Source organism: Chryseobacterium ginsenosidimutans (assembly GCF_039536845.1).
Taxonomy (GTDB): domain Bacteria; phylum Bacteroidota; class Bacteroidia; order Flavobacteriales; family Weeksellaceae; genus Chryseobacterium; species Chryseobacterium ginsenosidimutans_B.
In genome coordinates, this window is record NZ_BAAAZJ010000010.1 from 568864 (window position 1) to 594241 (window position 25378).

The 25378-nt window shown below is 35.0% G+C and carries 19 protein-coding genes; 2 read left to right on the forward strand and 17 right to left on the reverse strand.

Going from position 1 to position 25378, the window contains the following annotated elements; translation table 11 throughout:
* Positions 1 to 53: 53 nt before the first annotated feature.
* From purH to ABD745_RS14545, 6 genes are all read right to left on the reverse strand, one after another.
* Complete coding sequence (gene purH, locus ABD745_RS14520; protein ID WP_344831323.1) at positions 54 to 1571, reverse strand: bifunctional phosphoribosylaminoimidazolecarboxamide formyltransferase/IMP cyclohydrolase; 1518 nt, start codon at positions 1569 to 1571, stop codon at positions 54 to 56.
* A 398-nt stretch (positions 1572 to 1969) separates the two neighbouring features.
* On the reverse strand, positions 1970 to 2533 hold the full coding sequence (purN, locus tag ABD745_RS14525; protein WP_344831325.1) for a phosphoribosylglycinamide formyltransferase: 564 nt from the start codon (positions 2531 to 2533) through the stop codon (positions 1970 to 1972).
* 76 nt (positions 2534 to 2609) lie between these two features.
* Positions 2610 to 3602: a phosphoribosylformylglycinamidine cyclo-ligase gene (purM, locus tag ABD745_RS14530; protein WP_344831328.1), complete on the reverse strand. Its 993-nt coding sequence runs from the start codon at positions 3600 to 3602 to the stop codon at positions 2610 to 2612.
* Positions 3603 to 3811: 209 nt separating this feature from the next.
* Entirely contained in the window at positions 3812 to 4363 is a 552-nt protein-coding gene (locus ABD745_RS14535; RefSeq protein ID WP_344831330.1) for an NADPH-dependent FMN reductase, read from the reverse strand.
* Positions 4364 to 4539: 176 nt separating this feature from the next.
* Positions 4540 to 5268, reverse strand: coding sequence for a pirin family protein (locus tag ABD745_RS14540; RefSeq protein ID WP_344831332.1), 729 nt, complete (start codon positions 5266 to 5268; stop codon positions 4540 to 4542).
* Positions 5269 to 5785: 517 nt separating this feature from the next.
* Positions 5786 to 6157 carry a winged helix-turn-helix transcriptional regulator gene (locus ABD745_RS14545; protein ID WP_344831335.1) on the reverse strand — a complete coding sequence of 124 codons (372 nt, stop codon included), beginning with the start codon at positions 6155 to 6157 and terminating at the stop codon, positions 5786 to 5788.
* Positions 6158 to 6249: 92 nt separating this feature from the next.
* Between ABD745_RS14545 and ABD745_RS14550 the strand changes: the two genes are divergently transcribed.
* Positions 6250 to 6846, forward strand: coding sequence for an FMN-dependent NADH-azoreductase (locus ABD745_RS14550; protein WP_344831337.1), 597 nt, complete (start codon positions 6250 to 6252; stop codon positions 6844 to 6846).
* Positions 6847 to 6978: 132 nt separating this feature from the next.
* On the opposite strand, the gene ABD745_RS14555 is transcribed toward ABD745_RS14550, so the two are convergent.
* From ABD745_RS14555 to ABD745_RS14595, 9 genes are all read right to left on the reverse strand, one after another.
* A complete protein-coding gene (locus ABD745_RS14555) occupies positions 6979 to 8142 on the reverse strand; it encodes an MFS transporter (RefSeq protein WP_344831339.1) in 1164 nt (387 codons plus the stop codon).
* Positions 8139 to 9671: a GMC oxidoreductase gene (locus ABD745_RS14560; protein WP_344831341.1), complete on the reverse strand. Its 1533-nt coding sequence runs from the start codon at positions 9669 to 9671 to the stop codon at positions 8139 to 8141. The genes ABD745_RS14555 and ABD745_RS14560 overlap by 4 nt, the downstream gene beginning before the upstream one ends.
* Positions 9672 to 10017: 346 nt before the next feature.
* Complete coding sequence (locus ABD745_RS14565) at positions 10018 to 11421, reverse strand: MFS transporter (RefSeq protein ID WP_344831343.1); 1404 nt, start codon at positions 11419 to 11421, stop codon at positions 10018 to 10020.
* Entirely contained in the window at positions 11421 to 11936 is a 516-nt protein-coding gene (locus ABD745_RS14570) for a nuclear transport factor 2 family protein (RefSeq protein ID WP_344831346.1), read from the reverse strand. Before ABD745_RS14570 ends, ABD745_RS14565 begins: the two co-directional genes overlap by 1 nt.
* Positions 11937 to 12041: 105 nt before the next feature.
* A complete protein-coding gene (locus ABD745_RS14575) occupies positions 12042 to 13892 on the reverse strand; it encodes a glycoside hydrolase family 13 protein (protein WP_344831348.1) in 1851 nt (616 codons plus the stop codon).
* Between the two features lie 160 nt (positions 13893 to 14052).
* Positions 14053 to 16212: a glycoside hydrolase family 97 protein gene (locus tag ABD745_RS14580; protein ID WP_344831350.1), complete on the reverse strand. Its 2160-nt coding sequence runs from the start codon at positions 16210 to 16212 to the stop codon at positions 14053 to 14055.
* Positions 16213 to 16295: 83 nt separating this feature from the next.
* On the reverse strand, positions 16296 to 17405 hold the full coding sequence (locus ABD745_RS14585) for a SusE domain-containing protein (RefSeq protein WP_344831352.1): 1110 nt from the start codon (positions 17403 to 17405) through the stop codon (positions 16296 to 16298).
* Between the two features lie 18 nt (positions 17406 to 17423).
* On the reverse strand, positions 17424 to 19022 hold the full coding sequence (locus ABD745_RS14590; RefSeq protein WP_344831354.1) for a RagB/SusD family nutrient uptake outer membrane protein: 1599 nt from the start codon (positions 19020 to 19022) through the stop codon (positions 17424 to 17426).
* A gap of 5 nt (positions 19023 to 19027) precedes the next feature.
* Positions 19028 to 21766: a SusC/RagA family TonB-linked outer membrane protein gene (locus ABD745_RS14595; RefSeq protein WP_344831356.1), complete on the reverse strand. Its 2739-nt coding sequence runs from the start codon at positions 21764 to 21766 to the stop codon at positions 19028 to 19030.
* Positions 21767 to 22102: 336 nt separating this feature from the next.
* Here ABD745_RS14595 and metG point away from each other — a divergent pair, with 336 nt between their 5' ends.
* The gene (metG, locus tag ABD745_RS14600) at positions 22103 to 24139 is read left to right on the forward strand and encodes a methionine--tRNA ligase (RefSeq protein WP_344831359.1); all 2037 of its coding nucleotides are present in this window, start codon (positions 22103 to 22105) and stop codon (positions 24137 to 24139) included.
* Positions 24140 to 24392: 253 nt separating this feature from the next.
* On the opposite strand, the gene ABD745_RS14605 is transcribed toward metG, so the two are convergent.
* Complete coding sequence (locus ABD745_RS14605; RefSeq protein WP_344831362.1) at positions 24393 to 25097, reverse strand: class I SAM-dependent methyltransferase; 705 nt, start codon at positions 25095 to 25097, stop codon at positions 24393 to 24395.
* Between the two features lie 48 nt (positions 25098 to 25145).
* The coding region (locus ABD745_RS14610) for a hypothetical protein (RefSeq protein ID WP_344831365.1) at positions 25146 to 25378 on the reverse strand (233 nt) is incomplete at its 5' end.

A 25378-nucleotide genomic window follows, 5' to 3' on the forward strand; every position in this document is an offset into this window, starting at 1 on the left:
GAAATTAGCATCAGTAGTCTCTTAATTGCTAAATTTCTGAATCTCTTAATCTTTTAGTGGAAAAAATGTCTGATTCCAGTAAACATCATCGGAATTTTGTGCTCGTTTGCTGCATCGATGCTGTCCTGATCTTTCACACTTCCTCCCGGCTGGATAATCGCTGTGATACCTTCCTGAGCGCAGAAATCAACTACGTCACGGAAAGGGAAAAACGCGTCAGAAGCCAACACTAAATCTCCCGTGAATTTTTCTTTTGCTCTTTCGATAGCCTGCTGAGTTGCCCAGATTCTGTTTACCTGTCCGCCTCCGATTCCGAAAGCTTGGATACCGTTTGAAACAACAATTGCGTTTGATTTAACGTATTTCACTACTCTCTGAGAGAAAAGCAATGCTTTTTTCTGCTCTTCGGTCGGTTGCGTTTCAGTAACAACTTTAATATCATCAGAGAAGATACTGTCGTTATCCTGAACTAAAATTCCACCGTCAACCTTCACCCAAGTCTGTTTGTCAGAAACAGGGTTAACGATTTTTATAATTCTTAAATTTTTCTTTTTTCTTAAAATTTCTAAAGCATCCTCATCAAAATCAGGAGCCATTACAATTTCCAGGAAAGTTTTGTTTAATTCTTCAGCTGTTGCCGCGTCAACCTTGTAGTTGGTAGCAACAATTCCGCCAAAGATAGAAACCGGATCACACTCGAAAGTTTTCTGATATGTTTCCAAAGCCGAAGTTCCGATCGCAACGCCACAAGGTGTAGAATGCTTTACTGCACAACAAGCCATTTCTTCTTTGAATTCGTTTACTACTTTCCAGCAAAGATCCATATCGCGAAGATTGTTGAAAGACAATTCTTTACCTCCCAATTGTTCGAAATCTTTCATCGCTCCATTTTCGAAAGTAGAAACGTAATAAGCTGCCGTCTGATGAGGGTTTTCACCATATCTTAAGTCAGAAACTTTTTTGTAAGAAGCATTCAAATAAGTCGGATAATCTTCTTCTAAAAGCATTCTTGAAATAGCTCCGTCATAAGCAGAAGTAAGGTTGAATACTTTTCCTGCCAACTTTTTACGCGTTTCGATGTAGGTGTCACCGTTTTGCTCCATTTCGATTTTTACTGTTGCATAATCTTCAACATCAGTAATTACCGTAACAGAATCAAAGTTTTTAGCTGCAGAACGAAGCATTGAAGGACCTCCGATGTCAATAAATTCTACCTTTTCGTGAAGAGAAATGTCTTTGTTTACATTTTCAAAGAAAGGATAAAGATTCACGATAACCATGTCGATCAAATCAATTCCGTGCTCCTGAACCGTGTTCATGTGCTCTTCGTTTGAACGAACAGCCAATAATCCTCCATGAACTTTCGGGTGTAAAGTTTTCACTCTACCATCCAACATTTCAGGGAAATTGGTAACCTCATCAATCTGAATTGGATTTAAACCAGCATCTTTCAAATGTTTGAACGTCCCTCCTGTAGAAATTAATTCATAATTATGGGCTTCCAAAAACTGTGCAAATTCAATCAATCCGCTTTTGTCAGAAACACTGATTAAAACTCTCTTTTTACTCATTTTACTTTCGATTTTTTTCATAGGATCTTCTCCTATGCTTGTTTAAATCGTTCTTAATGCATCAATACGGTAGGATTTCATCCTATTCTGATTTAAAGCATCCGTTCGGGACTCTTTTTAGCATAAGAACTTTTACTTTTCATTTACTTTTTACAGCTATTTCAAACTGTTAACCGGTTCTTTCACCTCCGATTATTTTATTTTACTTAGATTTTTCCTTGTTTTTCGAAATATTTTTGATCAATCTAAGTGTGTCTTTTTATTGATTAAAGAGATGCTTCGACAAGCTCAGCATGACATCTCTAATACTAACTGTTTAATTGTTCACCTTTTTTATCATTTTTAAAAAGATAAAAACTGTGCTTAGATTCCTGCGGAATGACAATCTGTATGTTTAATTAGTTTCCTAATACTTTATTGATAGCTATAGGAAAAATCTCGTATTCAATTAAATGAACTTTTTCCGCTACGGTTTCGGGAGTATCATCTTCTGTAACTTCAAATGATTTTTGAAGAATGGCTTCCCCTTCATCAATTCCTGAAGTTACAAAATGTACAGTTGCTCCACTTTCTTTTTCTTTAGCTTCAATAACCGCATTATGAACATGATGTCCCCACATCCCTTTTCCTCCATATTTTGGAAGCAAAGCCGGATGGATATTGATTATTTTTCCGTTCCAATTTTCACAAAATTCAGGTTTTAATATGGATAAAAATCCCGCCAGTACGATTAAATCTGTATTTTCAGGGATTATTTTACTCAATTCACTGCTGAAATTTTTTCCTCTAGGAATCAGAACATTATCTATGTTATGATTTTTTGCTCTTTCCAGCCCGAAACATTCTCTGTCTGCAACAACTAAAGATACTTTTGCATTCTGGATTTCTCCATTATTAATGGTATCGATAATTCTCTGAAGATTAGATCCTGAACCTGAAACCAGTATAACTAAGTTTTTCATAAAATTAATGTAACAATGTATCAGTTTAACAATGTAACAATGGATTTAATTGGTACACTGGTACATCGATAAATTGTTATATTGATAAATTTATCTTTTCGCTTCCTTCCGTGATTTCTCCGATCTCGTAAGCGTCATCAAGAAGATGTAATACTTTTTCAGCATGTTCTGCGTCAACGACAACGATCATTCCGACACCCATATTGAATGTTCCGAACATTTCTTCACGAGCTACACCACCTCTTTTTTCCAATTCCAACATAATGCTTGGAATTTTGATTTTCGAAGCATCGATAGTCGCACAAAGTCCGTCACCGATAATTCTTGGAATATTTTCATATAAACCACCACCCGTAATGTGAGCAATACCAGCAACCTGTACTTCTTCAATCACTTTGTGAATATCTTTATAATATAATCTAGTCGGAACCAAAAGTGTTTCGTATAAAGGCTTTCCTTCGAATTCTTCTTCAAAATTCGGGAATACTTTTCTTACCAAAGAAAATCCGTTTGAATGGAATCCTGAACTTGGAAGAGCAATAATTTTATCACCAGGTTTGATTTTAGAACCATCAATAATCTGATCTTTTTCAACGATTCCTACACAGAATCCTGCAACATCATAATCTCCCGGCTGGTACATTCCCGGCATTTCTGCAGTTTCTCCACCGATCAATGCACAGTTGTTGTCTTTGCAAGCCTCAACCATTCCTAAAACGATCTCAGCAGCAATTTCAGAATCTAATTTTCCGCAAGCCAGATAATCTAAAAAGAACAATGGTTTTGCACCATGACAAAGAATGTCATTCGCACACATCGCGAAGCAATCTACCCCGATAGAATCGTATTTTTTTGAATCTAAAGCCACTTTCAGCTTCGTTCCCACACCATCGGTTCCTGAAACCAAAACAGGATTTTTGTATCCTCCGATCTCATAGAAAGCCCCAAAACTTCCCAAATGATTCAATACATTGGAATTGTGAGTTTCCCCAACCGCTTTCTTGATCTTGTCAACGGTTTTGTATCCTTCCTCTTTGTCTACTCCTGCTGATTTGTACGTGTTGCTCATGTCTACTTTTAGAAATTTATTTCAAACTTTTTATTCAAATTAAGAAAACAAAAAAGCCGACAATCTTGGTAGATTATCGGCCGTTATTTTATCTCAGAATTTCAGAGTCCACAATATTCCCTTTCTCTGAGAAACATTCTTTAAAAGTGGTCTGAATTTTCATCTTTTTTCTTTTTGCAAAGATATTAATTTTATATTAATATTCAAACCTATTTTTCAAGGATAGATTCAATAGCCGAAATCTTCTTAATTTTTTCTCTTAACTCACTGTCTTTTTCTTCGTTAGAGATCTTTTGAGCGACTTTGTCAAAATTATCATTGAAGAAAGGAAGCGTAAAAGTATCAACGATATTTCCTCCGTGAAGAGGAAAACGCTTTGTTGCAGCTTCTAAAACACCTAATCCACCTCTTGCTCCCGGAGCTGTAGCCATCAATAACATCGGAACTTCGTTCCATACTGCTCTGGGCTTTATTCTTGAAGTCCAGTCGAACACATTTTTAAATGCTGTGGAATACGTCCCATTATGCTCAGAAAGAGCAACCAAAAGTACATCCGCATTATCAATTTTTGATGCGAAATCTTCTGCCTGCTGTGGAATTCCACTTTCTACTTCTCTTTGATGTTTGTAAATTGGCATTTCAAAATCATTCATGTCAACGATTTCAACTTCTGCGTTTTCGAATAATGTTGTGGCATAAGTTACCAATTGTCTATTGATTGATGCATCAGAATTACTTCCTGCTACTGCTAAAATTTTCATTATATTTTTATCTGTTTAAGTATTGTTGTTTTATTTTTCTCTTAATTTTTGATGCAAAGATCGGAGTTTTTTTGCTAATGTTTATCTTTTAAACCACCCCGTCAAAAATTTTTTCTGAATTTTCGCCACCTCTCCAGAGAAGGGGGAATCTTTTATGCTGCGAAATATTTTACTTATTATTTTAAATATGCGGGTAATTCCATTGGGACTTCCATTAAAAGGATTTCTGTGTCTTCAACCGCTTCAATATTGAAACTTTGAGTATCCCAGATTCCTAATCCGTCTCTTTCATTTAAAATTCTGTCGCCAACTTTTGCGCTTCCTTTTAATACAAAAGCATAAACGCCGTTTCCTTTTTTGTTAAGCGTATAATTTTTGCCGTTTCCTTTCGTGAAATTAGCTAAATTAAACCAAGCATCCTGATGAATCCAAACTCCGTCGTCATTTTTGTTTGGAGATAAAATCTGTTGAAATCCATTGATTTTTTCGCCTTCTTTGATACTTTTTTGGTCGTATCTCGGTTCAACGTTCTCTTCTTTCGGGAAAACCCAGATTTGCAAAAATTTTACAGCTTCATCTTTATTTTTGTTGTATTCGCTGTGCATTACACCGGTTCCCGCACTCATCACCTGAATCTCTCCTTTTTTGATAACAGCAGTCGTTCCCATCGAGTCTTTATGTTCCAAATCGCCTTCTAACGGAATTGAAATGATTTCCATGTTTTTGTGAGGATGCGTTCCGAAACCCATTCCCTGAGAAACGGTGTCGTCATTTAACACTCTCAACACTCCGAAATGCGTTCTTTCATGATTCTGATAATTCGCAAAACTGAATGTATGGTAGCTATTTAACCAGCCATGATCTGCATGTCCTCTTGTATCTGCTTTATGATATACTGTTTTCATATTGTTAATTATTTATAGTACAAATTTACGTCTTGCAGACTGGGAAAATGTTGACGTAGGATAAGAAAGGTGAAGAGACTTTTGATGCTTGTTTTAAACGCAAGGGACGAAAAGAGTTTAAGACAATTCGCATGTTTTTTAAGTTCGCAAAGGCGTTTCACTCAGCAAAATAAACGGTGTCTTTGTCATTCAGAGCGGAACGGAGTTGAGCGTGGAATCTAAACTTATTTTGTAAAGTTTATTTGTAATAATGATTGTTGAGATTCCTACGGAATGACAAAGTGAGTGGTTACCGTGTATTATTAAAAAAGACGACAAATATGCTAGCCGCGATTGCAGCGGCATCCTTTTTCTGAATTGGCTTAAAAAAAGCGTTGGCGAAAAAGATATAGCGGAAAGCGGGAAACAGCTCCGAAAAAAGAATAATTAGTAATGAGACATGAGATTCTTCACTCCGCTACGCTTCGTTCTGAATGACAAATATTATGCTTTAATTCAGGAATAGCTGCTTATATATTTACTCGTTTTTCTCGACCTCTTCAGGGCTTCCGAAAATATGTTTACGGTGATTTTCGCCCCAATCTTTCAGGGATTCTACGACTGGACCAAGTGTTTTTGTGTGTGCAGTAGGGAAATATTCAATGCTTACGGGATAAGTGTCTTTGACTATTCTTTCAACTAACCCATTTTGCTCGAGTTCCCTTAATTCCTTGGCTAAAACTTTGGATGTCAACTTCGGAATGCTTCTTTCAATCTCTGTGAAACGTTTATTCCCGTGATTTAAAGAGATGATTATCTGTAGTTTCCATTTCCCATTGATAACATCTAAGGTGTCGCGGACAGGCTTCAATGCCTGCATACAGTCTTTATGATTGTGTTGTTTTTCCATTTTTTCACTTTCCTTTAGGTAACTACTATACTTTAGAAAGTAAATTTACAATAATTTTGTCAGTAATAAAAAACAAAAAAAGTTAAAACAAAATGGCAAACATTTTAAATATTCAAACCAGTATCAGTGGAGAAAATTCTATAAGCAACAAACTTTCCCAAGCTGTTATCAATCAATTGTTAGAAAAAAATCCTGACAGCAAAGTTGTTACCCGTGATTTGGCAGCAAACCCGATTCCGCATTTGGAAATTCATCATTTTAGTGCTTCAAGAGTTCCGGATGAAGAAAAAAATGAGCAAGAGAAGGAAGCTGGAAAATATTCGGAAGAATCTTTAAAACAAATTGAGGAAGCTGATATTATCGTGATCGGTGTTCCTTTTTATAACTTCACTTTTCCATCAACGCTAAAATCATGGATAGACAGTATTGCGGTTGGCGGAAAAACATTTTCTTATGCTGACGGAACTCCAAAAGGTCTAATTCATGGCAAAAAATTATACTTAAATTTTGCAATAGGCGGCGTTTATGAAAACGGGCTAATCGAAAATATGGAGCACTATTTAAAAACTTTATTCGCCTTCATCGGAATTACTGATGTGGAAGTTTTCAAATCTCAGGGAATGATGGTTCCTCAATTGAAAGATGAAAATTTAGCGAAAACGGTGGCGCAAATTGAAGAATTAGTTTAATTGAAATTAATGATGAAACTTAACCATTAAGATTAAATTAAATTGTTAAGAATATTAAGTTTGGGCTAAACTAAAGCCAATCTGATTATAGTAAATTAAAAAGCGGATTCAAATTGATCCGCTTTTATTATTTTAAAAGGCTTCTTTTATTTTAGAATTTCGCTTTAAATAAAAAAGTAAAACGCAAATGAGAACCATACAAATGATTAAAAACTGAAAAATAATATTGGTTTGATTAGAAAAATTTCCTAAAACATTGGTGATAATTCCAGTTCCGATTTGGTTTGCTGCCATTAAAAATCCGGATACTAAAACGGACAAGGTCGGAAATTCCACCGTTCCCCAACCGATAGATCCCGGAAATATACTTCCCATGAAAAACCCTATCAAGAACATCATTAATACAATTAGACTGACATTTGGATACAATAATAATAGTAAAAGTAATCCCGCGACGATTAAAGGTGAAAACAGAAATAAGTAAGACAGATCATTATTTTTTGAGAAAATCCCAAAAAGCAGACGGTTTAAAGCTATTCCGCCCCAGAATAGTGATAATCCTAAACTCGCTTTATTATCTAATCCTTGATTTTTAAGAATTATCGCTCCAAAACTCCCGAAAGTACCTTCAATAAAGCCGTACAAAACGATCGCGATAAAGAAGATCCATAATTTTGAAGGAATTTTAAAATGTTTGGGAAGCTCGAAAAATGTTCCTTTTTCCAGTTTTAAAAATAAAAAGAGAATAAAAATTATTGAAACCAAAACAAAGATACTTGCCGGAACGTACATCCAGTTTTCTACATTTCCAATTAAATTCATCATCATTGGAGAAGTTGAAGTTCCCAAGCCTACCAAAAATTGCAGTATTAAAATTGCGAAGGATTTATTTTTTTCAAATAAACTTGCTGCTAAAGGATTCAAAGTCGTAATGGCTAGTCCAAAACCTGAGCCTGTGAACGCTACTAAAATCATTAATATTGGAAACAGTAACGATTTATCATTCATGAAAAACTGAAGCAACCACAAAATTCCTGTTGAAGTAGTCATCAATAATAACCCGGCTGCCAAAATGATTTTCGGACCGAGTTTATTCACCAAAAACGGCGTTCCCAAACACGAAATGATAATACAAATCACCTGTGGAATAAACAAATTTCCAAACTGTGACGGTGAAAGCCCAAAAACAGAAACATCCGTAAAAGCCGTTCCCAAAGCCGGAAATACGACAAAATTAACTCCCGTAAAGAAAGCCAATAAAAAGATGATAACAATTTGGACTATTCTGGAATTCATGATATTAAGACATTGTTTTTAAGATAATCTCCCACTCTCAATGCCATTGCAATGATTGTCAAGGCAGGATTTACAGCACCACTTGACACGAAAAATCCACCATCGACAATGTAAAGATTTTCTAAATCGTGTGCTTTGCAATTTATATCTACAACCGAAGTTTTAGGATCCAATCCCATTTTTGTGGTTCCGTTTTGATGAGCAGGTGAAGCGATATCCATTCCTTTGCTGAAATAAATTCCTTTAAATAAAAAACTTTCAAATTTACCGGAAGCTTTCAACGCTTTGATTAATTCTGCTTTCAGAAATTCGTGTCCTTTTTCATTATTCGCGCTGTAAGTAATTTTAATTTGTCCTTTCTCGACCGTCACTCTGTTATCCGGATCGGGCAAATCTTCTGAAGTCAACCAAAAATCTACGGCGTGTTCCGCCATTAATTCAAATGTAAATCCCGGTGCTGCAATCGGGCTATCTGCTTTAATCTGATGTTCATCTGATTTGCCCAGCATTTGGATGTGTCCCAAAGGAAATTCATAGTCTTTACTGGCATGGTAAAAATCATTAATTCCAAAAGTTTTCCCGAATTTTGTATGATTGGGTTCGGTGTACAACGCGACCAATGCTGTATTTTGATGAAACATATAATTTCTTCCAACCTGATCTGATGAATTGGCAAGTCCATTGGGGAATTTTTCACTTTTACTTTCCAAAAGAAGCGCTGCAGAATTAATTGCGCCTGCAGAAAGAATAACTACATCAGAAGTTAAAGTTTTTGTTTCTCCGTTTTGTTCGACAACAATTTCGGTGATCCTGGATCCTTCTTCATTTATATTCAATCGCGACACTTTTGTATTGACCATCAATTCAACATTCGGATATTCCAATGCTTTTGCCAGCGAACAAAGATGAGCATCACCTTTTCTCTCTGCTGCATCAGGAAAACCATCGAAACGGTCTAAAGTATAAGGTGCATTTGCGGTTTCATGGGGTTTAAAATTAACTCCAATCGGTAAATTAAACGGATGCCATCCATAATTAGATAATTCATCCACAACTTCCTGAATTCTTGGTTCGTGCGGCAATGGCAGATTTGGATAAGGCTCGGAATCAAAAGGTTCTGTAGGATCTGATCCTCTTTTACCATGAACGTGAAATAATTTTTCTGCTTCGAGATAATAATCCTTTAAATCCTGATATTGAATGGGCCAAGCTGGGGAAATCCCGCCATAATGTTGTATTTCTTTAAAATCTTCTTCTCTTAAACGGAATAAAGCTGCACCGTAAAATTTGGTATTTCCGCCAACATTGTAATGCATTCCCGGACGAAACGGCTTATTATGTTTGTCAAGCCACAAATCCGTCGTTGTATATCTATTTTTCTGGAAAACTTCAACAGAATCCCAATTCTCTTTTTCTACAGGAACATAATCTCCTCTTTCAACAATGAGAATTTTTTTTCCTGTATCTGCCAATCGATAAGCCATTGTGGCACCTCCTGCTCCGCTTCCTATTATAATGATGTCGTACATTTTAAAAATTTAATCTATCTAAATTAGAGATTAAAAACTACGACTAGCTTAATTAAAAATTAAAATTCAATAGATTGTGTAAATAGATATTAGATTTTAGATATTAGAAACCAGATTACATACTGAGTGTAAAATTCAGATATTATTTTAAGTTTTGGCTAAAGCCTTCTGTTGGATTAATGAAGAAGCGGGCTAAAGCCCGCTCCTTTTAATGTTTAAAAGTTTAAGTTTTAAGGAATTTTTTAATGTTGAATTTATTGATTACCCCGTCTTTTTGTTTCACAAAAATCCATCCCTTCAAGGAAGGGAAATTTAGTGCATTATCAAAAATTAATTCCTAATTTCATTAAAAATGTACCTGTTGAATTTCTTCTTCAATTTCTTTTGGAGTTTCATGTTCAGATTTAATAAAAATCATGGTAAGAACTGCTCCCAACAACATGCAAACGCCACCAACCACAACATAATCCATTGCTTGATTTCCGAAAATATTACTTACAATCGGTCCTCCGAAAAGTCCATTGATAATTTGCGGAATTACAATAAAAAAGTTGAAAATCCCCATATAAACTCCCATTTTCTTTTGTGGAATAACTTCGATCAGCATCGCATAAGGCATTGCTAAAATACTCGCCCAGGCAAAGCCCAATCCTATCATTGAAATCCAAAGATGATTAACATCTTTTATAAAATACATGGAAATCAATCCTAATCCACCACAAGCCAAAGCTAAAGCATGGGTTTGTTTTTTTCCGATCCATTTTGCAATTGGTGTCAGTAAAAAAGCGAATGGAATTGCCCACAGATTATACATTCCAAATAATTCACCCGTTAAATCTCCTGCGTTATTAAATGCCTTGGAATGAGTATCTTCAGGAGAAAGTCCGAAATGATGGGTTGCCAGAGCACTTGTTGTAAAAACCCACATCGTAAACAAAGCAAACCAAGAGAAAAACTGAACGATTCCCAGTTTCTTCATTTGAGCAGGAATATTAGCAAAATCCTTGAAAATATCGCTGAATTTCGATTTTTCCTCTACGACTTCTTTTCCATCTTCAAACTCTGCAAATTCTTTCGGAGAATATTCTTTAGTGGTAATAATCGTGTAAAGTATCGTGAAGATCAATAATCCGGCTCCAACATAGAAAGAATAGATCACATTGTCACCGACAAACCCTTTCGGAGCTTCATTCGACACTCCTAATTTAGTCAGCAAACTTGGAACATACGAACCAATAACCGCTCCTATCCCAATTAAAATGGTCTGAATTGAAAATCCTAATGTTCCCTGATGTTTTGGAAGCATATCTCCGACTAAAGCTCTGAAAGGTTCCATCGCAATATTCACGGAAGCATCCATCATAGCAAGGAAAACAACAGCCAATAAAAGAGCATTTGCTGCAAACATATGAGTAACCGTCGCTGCATTGGGAAGTAATACCAAGCCGATCGCACAAAGGATCGCACCAATTAAAAAGTAGGGTTTTCTTCTTCCAAGCGGACTCCAGGTGTTGTCACCCATATGCCCGATGATTGGCTGAACGATCAATCCTGTAAATGGAGCAACCAGCCAATACCATGACAATTCGTGAACATCAGCTCCCAAATTGGCCAAAATCCTGCTCGCATTTCCATTCTGTAAACCGAAAGCCATCTGAATTCCCAGAAATCCCATGCTCATATTGATAATTTGAGCTATAGAAAGATTCGGTTTTTTTCTTCTTGAAAGTGAACTATATGACGACTCCATTATTTAGCTTTTAATTTTTTGATTAATACATCTTCGATAGGAGTTTTTTCAACCACTATTTTATCTACAATTTCGTTTGGAACGGTTACAGAAAGGACATATTGCTTCACTTTCCAGGCGCCGTTTATTTTTTCTACAACTCCGGAACCACGGCAGATTTTCATTTGTGTATCCAATAATTCATCAAACCAAGCCAGTTTTCCGTCTTTGCTAAAGTAGATATTTCGTTTTAATGAAGTAAAATTCCAGGTTTTCTTTTTGTCGAAATAAGGTTTTGCCCAAACCATAAACTCTTTTTTATCCCAAACTTCAGTCGCATCTGTTCCGATAAAAGTAGATTCGTCGGCATAATAATTAAAATAAGCTGTAAAATCAGCTTTTGCTGCAGCGACATTAAAACCGTCGAGCATTGTCCCGATTTCGGTTTTTTCTTTTTCAAATTTTGACTGAGCCGAAATTGTTGTAAAGGTTAAAACAAAAAGTATTAAGGCAAAAAATATTTTAGTTTTTTTCATATTTAAATTATTTTTTTCGTTTTCTCAACACAAATGGCTCTAATTTTTTCACGAACGGCACTAATAATTTGTGGAAATTCGTGAAAAATTTGTGTTGTTAGTATTTTATTTTAATTCAATAATCATTGAATTTTTTGCAGGAATCGTTAAGTTATTTTGTAAAGAAAGTTCTTTTCCTGAAATTACTTCTTTACCTTTTGTAAACCCGTTTAAAGATTCTGCAAAATGTTTTAGGTCTACTGTCTGTTCTTTTTCATTATTATTTAAAACCACCATCACACTTTCTTTTTCATTATATCTAAAATACACAAAAACATTATTCTGAGGGACGAAATTTTTAGTTTTTCCGGTGTGAATGACTTCTTTCCCTTTTCTCCAATTTAATAGTTTTTGAGTAAACCCATAAAATTCTTTCTGTTCAGGGGTTTGAGTTGAAGGATTTAAAGCATTTTGCTGATCCGATTTCCAGCCACCAGGAAAATCTCTACGGATATCTGCATCGCCGCCTTTATTTTTGTCACCGCGCATCCCAACTTCGGAACCGTAGTAGATTTGTGGAATTCCACGAACGGTTGAGATTAAAGTTAGGCCTAATTTGTAAGCCTTCGGATCATCATTAAAAATCTCGTTCCATCTTTCTGTGTCGTGATTTTCAAAGAAAACCATTACATTATTAATATCGGGATAAAGAAAATCACTGCTGAAACTATTGTAAATTCTATTCATTCCTGTGTCCCAGCCTTCATTTTCCTTCAATGCTTTTGGTAAATCACTGTACAGCATAAAATCCATTACAGAGGGAAGATATGAATTATAATTTGCTGCTTCTCCGGTTTTTGAATCCTTTTGCCAAGCAGAAATCTGTCCTGCCGTACTCAACCAGGTTTCTCCGACAATATTGAATTTCGGATATTCATCAGTAATCGCTTTCGCCCATTTTGCCATCGCTTCTTTATCATTATATGGGTAAGTATCAACACGGAAACCACCCAATTCAGCGTATTCTATCCACCAGATTGCGTTTTGGATTAAATATTTTAAAACCAACGGATTTTTTTGATTAATATCGGGCATTGTGGTATCAAACCATCCGTCAAGAGCCACTTTTTTGTCAATTTCGGAGGCGTTTGTATCGAATTGTGTTGTCGTTTTGTAATTGGAACGTTTGAAACCGTTTTCACCATCGTTAAACCAGTGAATCCAATCTTTTGTAGGCAGATCTTTGATCATCCAATGAGAAATTCCCCAATGATTGGTGACGTAATCCATCACCAGTTTCATGTTTCTTTTGTTCAATTTTTGGGAAAGTTCTTTATATTCTTCGTTGGTTCCGTAACGTCCGTCGATTTTGTATAAATCTGTTTGGGCGTAACCGTGATAAGAATAGACTTTTTCGTTATCTTCATTCACAGGCGTTAACCAAACTGAGGTTGCACCAAGATTTTGAATATAATCAAGATTGTTGATCACTCCGCGCAAATCTCCGCCGTGTCGCCCGTTTGGAAGTGATCTGTTGGCTTTTTCCGTTAAATTTGGCATTGAATCGTTTTTTTCATCACCGTTGGCAAAACGATCCGGCATTATTAGATACATTACATCTTTTGACGTGTAAGATTCTCTGTTTGCGGAGTTGGGATTTCGTTGTTTTAATTCATAGGTATAAGAATCAATATTTTTTTTACTGTTTTTAATAGTAATCTTAAACTTGGGAACGTTGATTTCGTTTGTATTTATTGTTACAAAAACATAGTTGGGATTCTCTACTTTTTGAATATCTTTTATCTGAACTCCGTCTGAAAGTTCGATTTCATTTTTAGCAATATCTTTTCCGTAGACTAAAATCTGCAGTTCAGGATTTTTCATTCCTTTCCACCAGAAAGCAGGTTCTACTTTCTGAATTTGTGAAAAAGCAATGACCGCTGTTGAGAGGGCAATAATTGTGTATAATTTTTTCATTTGTAATTGTTTTGTGATTTAAAAACCTTACAGATTCTATATTATCTGTAAGGTTTTTAGGTTTTGGCTAAAGCCATTTGTATATCGTTGTTAAAAGTGGGCTTCCTTCGACTCCGCTCAGGATGACATGGCACTTCTATTGATAATGTAGATATTTAAATTAATTTACAGGCTTAATTGATACAGCAAACCCACCACTTCTTACCATTTTGAAATTAATTTTAGATTTACTTGTAATTTCCTTTTTATAAATATTATAGCTTTGAGGATTGTCGATGTAATCAGCATCTTTTCCATCTTCATAGATCGTTGCTTCATATTTTTTGCCTTTATCCAGGAAAGAGAAATCTACGGTATAATCACGCTTGTTTTCGTCTGTAATTCCGCCAACGAACCAATTTTCTGTTCCTTTTGCTTTTCTTGCAGTTATGATATAGTCTCCAGGCTCAGCCGATAAGATTTTTGTATCATCCCAATCAGCCGCAACGTCTTTAATAAACTGGAAGGCATCCATGTGCTTTTTGTAGTTCTCAGGTAAATCAGCCGCCATTTGAAGAGGCATATACATTACCACATAAAGAGCTAACTGCTTTACCAGAGTTGTTTTCACAAAACGCTTATCTCCAGGGAAATAGTAATCTAATTTTGTCTGGAAAATTCCCGGCGTGTAGTCCATAGAACCACCCATCCATCTTGTAAACGGAAGAATTGTCTGGTGATCAGGATTATTTCCTCCGAATGCTTCGTATTCCGTTCCACGAGCTGCCTCTGCAGAAATGTAGTTCGGATAAGTACGGCTTTCTCCTGTCGGACGAACAGATTCGTGAGAATTTACCATGATTTTATATTCATTGGCTTTCTCTGCAATCCTGTAGAAATGGTTGATAGTCCATTGAGAATAATGATGTTCTCCTCTTGGGATCATATCTCCTACATAACCAGTTTTTACTGCATCATAACCATATTTGTTCATCAATTGGTAAGCTTTGTCTGCCCATCTTTCATAGTTCGTTGCAGAACCTGAAGTTTCATGGTGCATGATTAGCTTAATTCCTTTTGAATGAGCATATTCATTTAACATTTTAATGTCAAAATCAGGATAAGGTGTGATAAAGTCGAAAACAAATTCTTTTGAATGACCGAACCAGTCTTCCCAACCAACATTCCAACCTTCAATTAATAATCCCTGAAAGCCGTTTTCTGATGCGAAATCTATATATTCTTTAACTTTTGTATTGTTGGCAGCATGTTTTCCATTTGGAGCTAATTTAGAAAAATCTGTCACTCCAATACGAACATTCGATTCCGGTTGTCCGTAAGCCCATTGAGATTTCCCAATAATCATTTCCCACCAAACACCCATATATTTTGTTGGATGAATATAAGACGTATCTTTATATTTTGTCGGCTCATTAAGATTAAAAATCATCTTTGAAGCCATTACTTCTTCTGCTTTTGGCGCAACGATAATCGTTCTCCAAGGCGTCACAGACGGGGTCTGAATATATCCTTTTGCTCCTTGTCTATCGGCTGTTAAATGTGTTTTAAGTCTAAAATTCTGAGCATCAACTTCCAGATGAGAAGCCGGATAATCTAAAACCGCAGCTTCCGCAACGTTGATATATAAAGGTTCTTTTCCTTCTTTTTTCAACATTAAAGGAGACTGAACTGCATTTTTGATCAAGGTCTGAGACGCATTTGCATCAAAGGCTTTATCCCATCTTGCAGGGATTTCAGAAATTTTTGTTTCCTGATACTGATATTCCTGCGAGTCATAATCTGCAACGATCCACCATGCTTTCATATCTGTCGGGAAATCGATTTCAGAATCTTCTTCACGGATGGTGAAATAATTCAGGTTTTTCTGCTGTGGAAACTCATATCTGAATCCCAACCCATCATTAAATAATCTGAATTTTACAACAATACTTCTGTCAGCCGACGCCTGATTAAGTGTAACCGCCAATTCGTTATAATTATTGATATAGCTTTTCTTTTCACCAAGAACAGGCTGCCAAGTTTCGTTTTTTGAATCTCTTTTTTCGTCTGTTTTTGTAAAACCATTGTTCAGATCGAATTTTGCATCTTCCGGTTTTGCGATTTCAGAAGCGAATTTTATAGAAGTATCTTTGAATAGTCTTAAACCTAATTTAGAATCTTCAACCACTATATTGCCGTTGTATTTCAGGTTGTAATACGGTACTCCCTGTTTTAGCTGGAAGCTCATTTCAAACTTTCCGTCCGGCGATTTTAAAGATTGTGCATTTACACCTACAAACATCATTGAGAGCAAAAGCGCTCCAATTGTAATTTTCTTCATATTGACAATTTATAAACTTTAAAAATAAAGAAAGTGCTGCCGAAAAGCAACACTTTGCTGTTTAAATTTGATTTAAATTAATACTAGAGCGGTTGTATTTTATATGTTCCCATTTTTACGTTAACAGAAATTTTATAATTTCCACCTGTTCCATCAAACTTAATATTTCCATTACTTCCTTTTGGTCCTAAATATCCAGTGTTTCCATCAGCCGTAATATTTCCCCAATCTAAATCTCCCCAACTTTGTTGTCCTAAAAATTTAAATTCAGAGGCTGCTGGAAGAGCCACAGTATATTCAAATTTTCCGTTGCCTAAACTTGTCATTGGGATTGCCGTCCCTGCATTCCAACCGTTTACAGTACCTACTAAATAAACGTTTGCTGGATTCCAGTTGTTCACTGAAGAAGCCGAAACTGTAATCGATTTTACTGTTGCATCTGCATCAATAACAACTTTATACATTCCTGTTGCTCCATTGAATTGGATGTTTTCAGGAGTAGATGCAGCTAAATTTGCAGACCAAGTTTTAAAATATTTATTACCAGCGTTCATTCCTGTAGCATCTAGACTGTAATTTGTTGGTCCCCAATCTTGCTGACCCAAGAACCTGAACGTTTTTCCATTTTCCAAATAAGTATAGATTGTTGAAAGGTTATCCTTTTTGTAAAGCAATTGTGATGTTGCAGCATCCCAACCTACTGCTGAAGCATCTCCTACAATATAAAATGAAGGATAAGCTGTCATATAAGGTGTAGCACTAATTGTCAATATATTAGATTTGATTGCATCATAACTTCCTAATTTTGAAGATAATCTCACTTCAATATTGGTAGCTAAGCCAGGAGCAAGTCCAGCATCTAACATCATATTATTAAATTCAGCAACAGTATAGCTAACTTTCACCGTTCCATCTGCTAAATCTACATTTTTTGGACTAGCAAAATTTGTTCCTTTTACTGCTATTTGTAATTGATTCTTTTGAGCTACGGCTACTCCATAATCAGGAGATTTCCAGTCAAAAGTAATTGCTGTTTGAGCTTCATTATCTTTAATTAATACTAGGTTTGTCTTATCTGCCTTAAGATTAGATGCAGATGGATTTTGCAAAACAGCCTGATCTTCATCTTTTTCACAAGAAGCTACAAAAAAGGCTACTACAAAAAGTGTTAATATTTTAAATAAATGTTTCATTTTAAAGTGTTTTTAAGGTTAATATCCAGGATTTTGAACCAAATTAGGATTTGCAACAATATCATTAGATGGAATCGGGAACAGGTTTCTGTAATCTTCAACTGCTTTACCATCTTTCACACCTCCTTTCCAAGGCCATAGATAAGTACCTGATGTAAATTTGCCATAACGAATTAAATCAGTTCTTCTTGTTCCTTCCCAAGACATTTCTCTTGATCTCTCATCCAAGAAAAAATCAGTATTAATTGATCCAACAGAATTTCCTCCAGCTCTTGTTCTTAAAGCATTTACATATCCTAATGCAGTTGCTATATCTCCTCCGGTTCCACCTCGTGTAACAGCTTCACCATACATTAAATAAATATCAGCTAGACGATATAAAGGAATATCTGCGTCTACAAAATTACCGGATGCATCTGATCCAGAATTTCCATTAGCAAACTTTATATTCTTATATTTAATAAATGCATAACCATCTGTAAAAGTTGACACATTATTTATCTCTAAATTCTGACCAGCAGTATAGAAGTTTCCTCTTTGATCATTTGGAGAACCTGCAAATAAATTAACCAATGATTTTGTAGTTCTTAAACCACCCCAACCTCCATTGATCCCAAACTGAGAAGCAGGCATTGATCCTCCAACTGCAGCATGCACCATAAAAGTTGATCCTCCATAAGTCTTTGTACTTGTACCATCATAGTTTACTGACAAAATAACTTCAGGATTACTTATGTTATTATCTGCCATAAATAATGAACCATAGTTTGGTTTTAATGAATATCCCGCACTGATCACTTTATTACAGTATGTAATACAGTCTGTATATCTTCCTGTACCTGTATAAACTTGTGCGTTTAAATATAATCTTGCCAATAAAGACCAAGCTGCAGCCTTATCTGCTCTACCGTACTCATTCGTTTTTGCATCTTTAAGATCATTTGCACAAGCTAATAATTCAGCTTCTACATATTTGAACAATTCTGCTCGAGCAATCCTTGGCGGTGGACTGCTAATAATATCAGTAGTTTCTGTTACATAGGGTACATTTCCGAATAAATCTAATGCATGATAATAAGATTGTGCTCTTAAAAAACGAGCTTCTGCTCGCATATATTTTGCTTCTGTAAGATTGTTTCCTGTAATACCATTTGTAGAAAGTTTTTCATCTGTGGTATTTTTGATAAATTCATTACTTACAGCTATTACATTGAATATCCTGTAATAAATCGCTGCAACAAAAGGATTAGAAGAATTCCAAGTCATATTATGCATATCTGGAAGACCTGAATCTGCCCAGGCAATAACAGCTTCATCCGTCGTCAATACCTGCATGCTGTATATTTGACGAAGATAGTTTGAAAAACCACCGTCAATACCACCTATATCAGTATTTCCATCAGCATTATTCTGATCTCCCTGCCCACCAATTGCTAATCCTGCATAGATTTTAGCTAAAGCTGGTTTATAATTATTAAAATCTTTGTATAATACAGAAGAAGTAAGTCCTAAGCTAGGTTCTCTTTCAAGGTCTTGTGTACAAGAACCTGCAAAGAACAGAGTCCCTAAAGTAATAGACCCTAAAATTATTTTTTTATATAAATATTTATTTTTCATGTTAATTAAAATTGAAAGTTAAAGCCAACTGAATACACTTTAGGTCTTTGATAGAATCCATTATCAATTCCTCCAAAAACTTCCGGATCAATACCTTTATATTTTGTAATTACAAATACATTTTGTGCCATTGCATTTACTCTTAAATTTGTTCCTTTACCCATAAATTCTCCTGCATTGTATGCGATCGAAAAATTATCCATTCTTAAGAATGACGCATCTTCAATGAACATATCAGAGAATAATTGTGTTGCTGCAAACTGAGTAGTTAATACACTTGAATTAGTATTACTCAAGAAATTATTATTCTGAATATTTGCAATAGAACTATTAGAAGCTGAATTATTATAAACATAATTTCCTAAAACAGCTCTAAGCGCCGTACTAAATTCCCATTTTTTCACACTTACTTTTGTAGAAAATCCTAAGATTACGTCAGGATTGGGGGATTTATAGAAATACTTATCGTCTTCTGTAGATTTTCCGTCACCATTTCTGTCCACATAAACACCTTCAAGTGGTTTTCCATTGTTATCATAAACCTGCTGATAAACATAAAATGCATTAAGTGGCTGACCTACTGTAATCGCTTGGATATAATTGTTAATACCTGTAAGTGTTCCTACTGAAATTTTATATGAAGAGTCTACATATTGAGATAAGCTTGTAACTTTCGGATTAAATCTGGTTGCATTAAAATTCACATCCCAAGTTACAGTTTCATTTTTAATCGGAATTATATTTAAATTAGCTTCAAGACCTTTATTTGCAATAACTCCAACGTTCTTAATATTAAAATTACTTAAATCACCCGCCCAAGTAGGTACTTTTGCAATAAGATTTTCAGACTTTTTATCAAAATAATCTACAGAACCACTAATTCTATTATTAAAAATCGCAAAATCTAAACCTAAATTTTTTGTTGTTGTCGTTTCCCAAACCAAATTAGGATTGTAAACATCAGGACGAAGTAAAGTATAGAAACTATTTCCAAACTGATATTGTGCTGTACTGCTGTTGCTATAAGAATAAGAACCAAAAGCAGGATAGAAGCTTCCAGTTTCCTGTTGTCCTGTCTTACCCCAGCCAGCTCTTATTTTTAATGAATTAATTGATGAAATGCTTTTTAAGAAACTTTCTTCATTAATCTTCCATGCAACCGATACAGCCGGAAAATTCCCCCACAATTGATTTTTATCAACTCCATTCCAAAAAGTTGAAGAACCATCCCTCCTGATTGATCCATTGATAACATATTTATCTGCAATAGTAAAGATACCTCTTGCATAAAATGATAACAAAGTTCTTTGTGTATCACCTGCAGTTGAAAAATCAGTTTTTTGACCATTCCCGTAATATGTTGGAGCTTCAGGAGTGATTGAACGGGTATCCTGATATGAGTAACCTCCAATAATATCTACATTGGTATTAATTGCACTAATCTTTTTTACATAATTTAAATAAGACTCAAATAATTTACTCTTAATCTCTTGAGAATATGAACGATAAGAGCCTAAAGTTCCAATTCCTTGAGCATAATCCTTAGACACATTTACCGATCCATCACTTTTTGCATAATCATATGATCCTGTAATATTTAATCTTAAATCAGGCAAAAAATGAAATTTATAATCTAGTTGTAAACTTGGAATAACCCTGAAAACAGAAGATAAATCTCTTTTACTATATAATAATCCCAGTGGATTTCTAGTTCCATTTACATTCAACCCAGTTGCTGAGTTAGCCGGATCCAGCCATTCATAATATCCTCCATAATTAGAGTTTCCTGAAAATACAGGCTGTGTGGGATCAAAATAAATAGAAGCTCCAATTGCTCCAGCATCAGGGAATCTGTTTTCAGAAAAAGTACCTTTAAAATTACCATTAACTGTTAAATGATTATCAAAGAATTTAGGCGAAAAATTTAAGCCTAATGATGTTCTTCTGAATTCATTTGTTCGTACAATTCCATTTTGTTCATTATATCCTAAAGAGACTCTGTAAGGTAATCCTTTAACACCACCTGAAAAAGCAACATTATTATCGGTTCCCCAAGCTTGTTGATAAATTTGGTCTTGCCAATTTGTATTCGCTGTTCCTAAATAGGATTTTTGTAAAGCTGTTCCATAAGTATTTACAAAATCTCTGAACTGATCCGCATCTAAAACATCTACATTACCCATTTTAGTGGAAACAGAAAAATTCGTATTGAAATTCACCCTAAATTTTCCCGTAGTTCCTTTTTTGGTAGTAATTAAAATAACCCCGTTCGAAGCTCTGTTACCATAAATCGCTGCTGAAGAAGCATCCTTTAAGATATCAAACGTTTCGATATCATTTGGATTGATCAATGATAATGGATTAGTAGCACCACTCAAGCTATTAAAATCGATAGGAACACCATCTATTACAATTAATGGATCATTGTTAATAAATGAAGATCCACCCCTTACTCTAATAGTAGAACCCGAACCAGGAGCACCACTGTTACCAGTAATTTGTACCCCTGGAGTTTTACCAACAATTAATTGATCGGCAGTTGAGGCCCCTCCATTAAAATCTTTAGATGTAATCGAAGATATGGATCCCGTAAGATCCGTCTTTTTTTGCTTCCCATAACCAATCAAAACAACCTCCTCTATTTTTTTCTCCTTTGTAGTAGAGTCTTTTGTCTGCGCATGAATCATTGTACTTGCCAGTAGAAATGCAGGCGCAATTTTTAATACCGTTGTAAAATTTTTCACAATATCGTTTTTTTATATAGTTTCGTTTTTATAGTAAATTTGGCAACAAGCCAGCTTTGCAATTTATAAAAAAATTATAATTATCATAAAATTATTATAAATTTAGATAAATTTATGTACATTAAACGTTGATTTTTCATTAAAAAGCTATCTTACAGTTATTTATATTAAATTATGCAAAACATAACAGTACAGGACATTTAACAAAAAGTTAAACATTTGTTTAACTAAATGTAATATTCCTTAGTTCAATAAACATTAAAAGGTTTTTAAAAACGAGAGAAAGAGGGGTTTTCAGGAGAATTCCTTATCTTTGCAGTTAAAACTTTACTATAAATGTCAAACAGAAAGATGATTACGGCAGCTTTGCCTTATGCAAACGGACCGGTTCATATAGGGCATTTGGCAGGTGTCTATATTCCTGCGGATGTTTACGCAAGATTTCAGAGAAGATCAGGAAAAGATGTAGCGTTTATCTGTGGCTCAGATGAGCATGGAATTCCTATTACCATAAGAGCAAAAAAAGAGGGAGTAACTCCACAACATATTGTAGATCAATATCATGAAGTTATAAAAAAATCTTTTTCAGATTTGGGAATTTCTTTTGATGAATATTCAAGAACGACTTCTAAAAAGCATTATCAGACGAGTCAGGATTTCTTCAGAACCCTGCATGACAAAGGAAAATTTACGGAAGAAGTTTCTGAACAGTATTTTGATGAACAGGCTAATGAATTCTTGGCCGACAGATATATTGTAGGAACCTGCCCGAATTGTGGCAACGAAAACGCTTACGGCGATCAGTGCGAGAGATGCGGTTCTACCCTTTCTCCGTCAGAATTGATCAATCCAAAATCAATGTTGAGCGGAAATGTTCCTATATTAAAAGAAACAAAAAACTGGTATTTACCTTTAAATGAATACGAAGATTTCCTTAATGAATGGATCATTGAAGGTCATAAAGACGACTGGAAACCCAACGTTTACGGACAGGTTAAGTCTTGGTTAAATGACGGCTTAAAACCTCGCGCCATGACCAGAGATCTGAACTGGGGAGTTCCTGTTCCGCTTCCGAATGCAGAAGGAAAAGTGCTTTACGTTTGGTTTGATGCACCGATCGGATATATTTCGTTCACTAAAGAATGGGCTGAGAAAAACGGAAAAAACTGGAAAGATTATTGGCAAAGCGAAGAAAGTGATTTAGTTCATTTTATCGGAAAGGATAATATTGTGTTTCACTGTATTATTTTCCCTGCAATGATGAAGGCTCACGGAGATTATATTATGCCGAAAAATGTTCCAGCTTTTGAATTTTTGAATCTTGAAAACGATAAAATTTCAACTTCAAGAAACTGGGCGGTTTGGGCACATGAATATGTTGAAGATTTCCCAGGGCAGCAAGATGTTTTGAGATATGCTTTATTGTCTTCTGCTCCGGAAACAAAGGATAATAATTTTACATGGAAAGATTTTCAGACGAAAAATAATTCTGAATTAGTAAATATTTTTGGAAATTTCATTAATCGTGTTGCTGTTTTAATTAATAAATTCTTCGAGGGTAAAGTTCCCGAAGGAAACATTAACGCTCCTGAACTTGAACAAATTAGTAAAAGTGCAGTTGAAATTAGAAATTATCTAGACAATTATGAATTTAGAAATGCTTTAACAGCTTTCATGAATTTAGCAAGATTTGGAAACGGATATCTTCAAGCTGAAGAACCTTGGAAAACATTTGAGAATGATGTAGAAAAAACTAAAAATACCTTATTCATTGGAGCTCAGATTGCAGTTGCATTAGGAAATTTAGCTGAGCCATTCCTTCCTTTTACAGCTCAAAAAATTTACGATATTTTTAATGTTAAACAATTAGATTGGAATACGGTTGAAAATTCAAAAGTTTTAATTGAAGCGGGACATAAAATTGTCGAAAACGCTCCTTTAATTTATTCCAAAATTGAAGATAAAGTAATTAATGCTCAAGTAGAAAAGCTTGAACAAACAAAACAAAACAATAAAAAAACAAACCCTAACGCAAATCCTATGAAAGACGAAATCACTTTTGATGATTTTACAAAAATCGATCTTAGAACGGCTACCATTTTAGAAGCTGAAAAAGTAGAAAAAGCTGATAAACTGTTGAAACTTAAAGTAGATACAGGTGTAGACGTAAGAACAGTCGTTTCAGGGATAGCAGAAAGTTTTACTCCGGAAGAAGTGATTGGAAAGCAAGTAATGATTTTATTAAATCTTGCTCCAAGAAAAATCAGAGGAATTGAATCTCAGGGAATGTTGTTATTAACGACAAAAGCAGACGGAAAGTTATCTTTTGTAACTCCTGATGAAACTGTTGAGAACGGTATCGAGATTGGATAGTATTTCACTATTTTAGATAAAAAAAGACGCATAAAATGCGTCTTTTTTGTTTTTTAGCATTTTTCTTTCCATCACGCTTGTCATTCCGTAGGAATCCAGACTCATTTTATAGAGATTGAATTGTAAAAATCATTGTTTAGATTCCTACGGAATGACAAACGTGGTGGTTAACTTGATGGTTTAATATCATCATGAGATTGTTTCGTCGCTTCTGAACTATGTTCGCAGACCTTTAGTCTGTTCGCAATGACAGCTATTTCTTCATAAGTTTTGCCAGATAAGCATCCTCATCCTGCAATATTTTTTCAATAATAAATCCATTATTTTCAGCGGCATTTTTCAATGTATTAAAATCGAGATACAGCCATTTTATAGGATCTTCCGATTCTCCTTTATAATGAACGGTATAATCCAATTCACCGTAATATCCGCCCGCAGGAATGTAAACTCCGCCGTCTTGATCGCGGTCGAACATATATAAAATATCGGTGCTATCGATTAAAATCTGACCATTTTCGTTTAATAATGAATGTAATTTTTTAAGGTAATTATCAATTTTTGTTAAGCTTTCAAAAATTCCTGTTCCGTTCATTAACAGTAAGATCGTATCAAAAGTATCACCTGAAAAATCAAGGATATTTTTGCAAATTGTTTTTTGAACTCCTCTTAATTTGGCAACTTCAATAGATTTTGGTGAAATATCTAATGCTAAAACATCCAAATTCATATCATTTTGAAGATACAAAGAATGCGAACCCGCTCCTGATCCGATATCCAGAACTTTTCCTTGGGATAATCCGAGGGCTTTTTGTTCGATCTCATTCATTTCTTCGAAGTCCCGAAAAAGATAGTTTACAGGAAGCTCATCCAGTTCGGAAATTGAAGTTTCAGTTTGCAGATCTTCAGGATTTTCGTTGTGAAAATGATCCCAGATCGCCTTACCCATTAAATCTTTCATAGCTGTTTTTTAAAGGTTGTAAAGATAAAGGTTTTTGAGTTGTTTTTTTTATTGTGAAGAATCCTTTTTATTAAATGAAATGAAAGAATAAGTCACCGCACGGTTTGTCATTCCGTAGGAATCTAGACTAAGTTTTTTAAACAGCAGTGTTGAGATTCCTACGGAATGACAAACAGGGTGGTTGATTGTGATAGTTTGATAAAACGACAAATATCCTAGCCCCGATCGCAGCATTTGTCTGAGCTCATTTTTCTGGTTTCGGTGGGGGGAAAGCCGCCCCC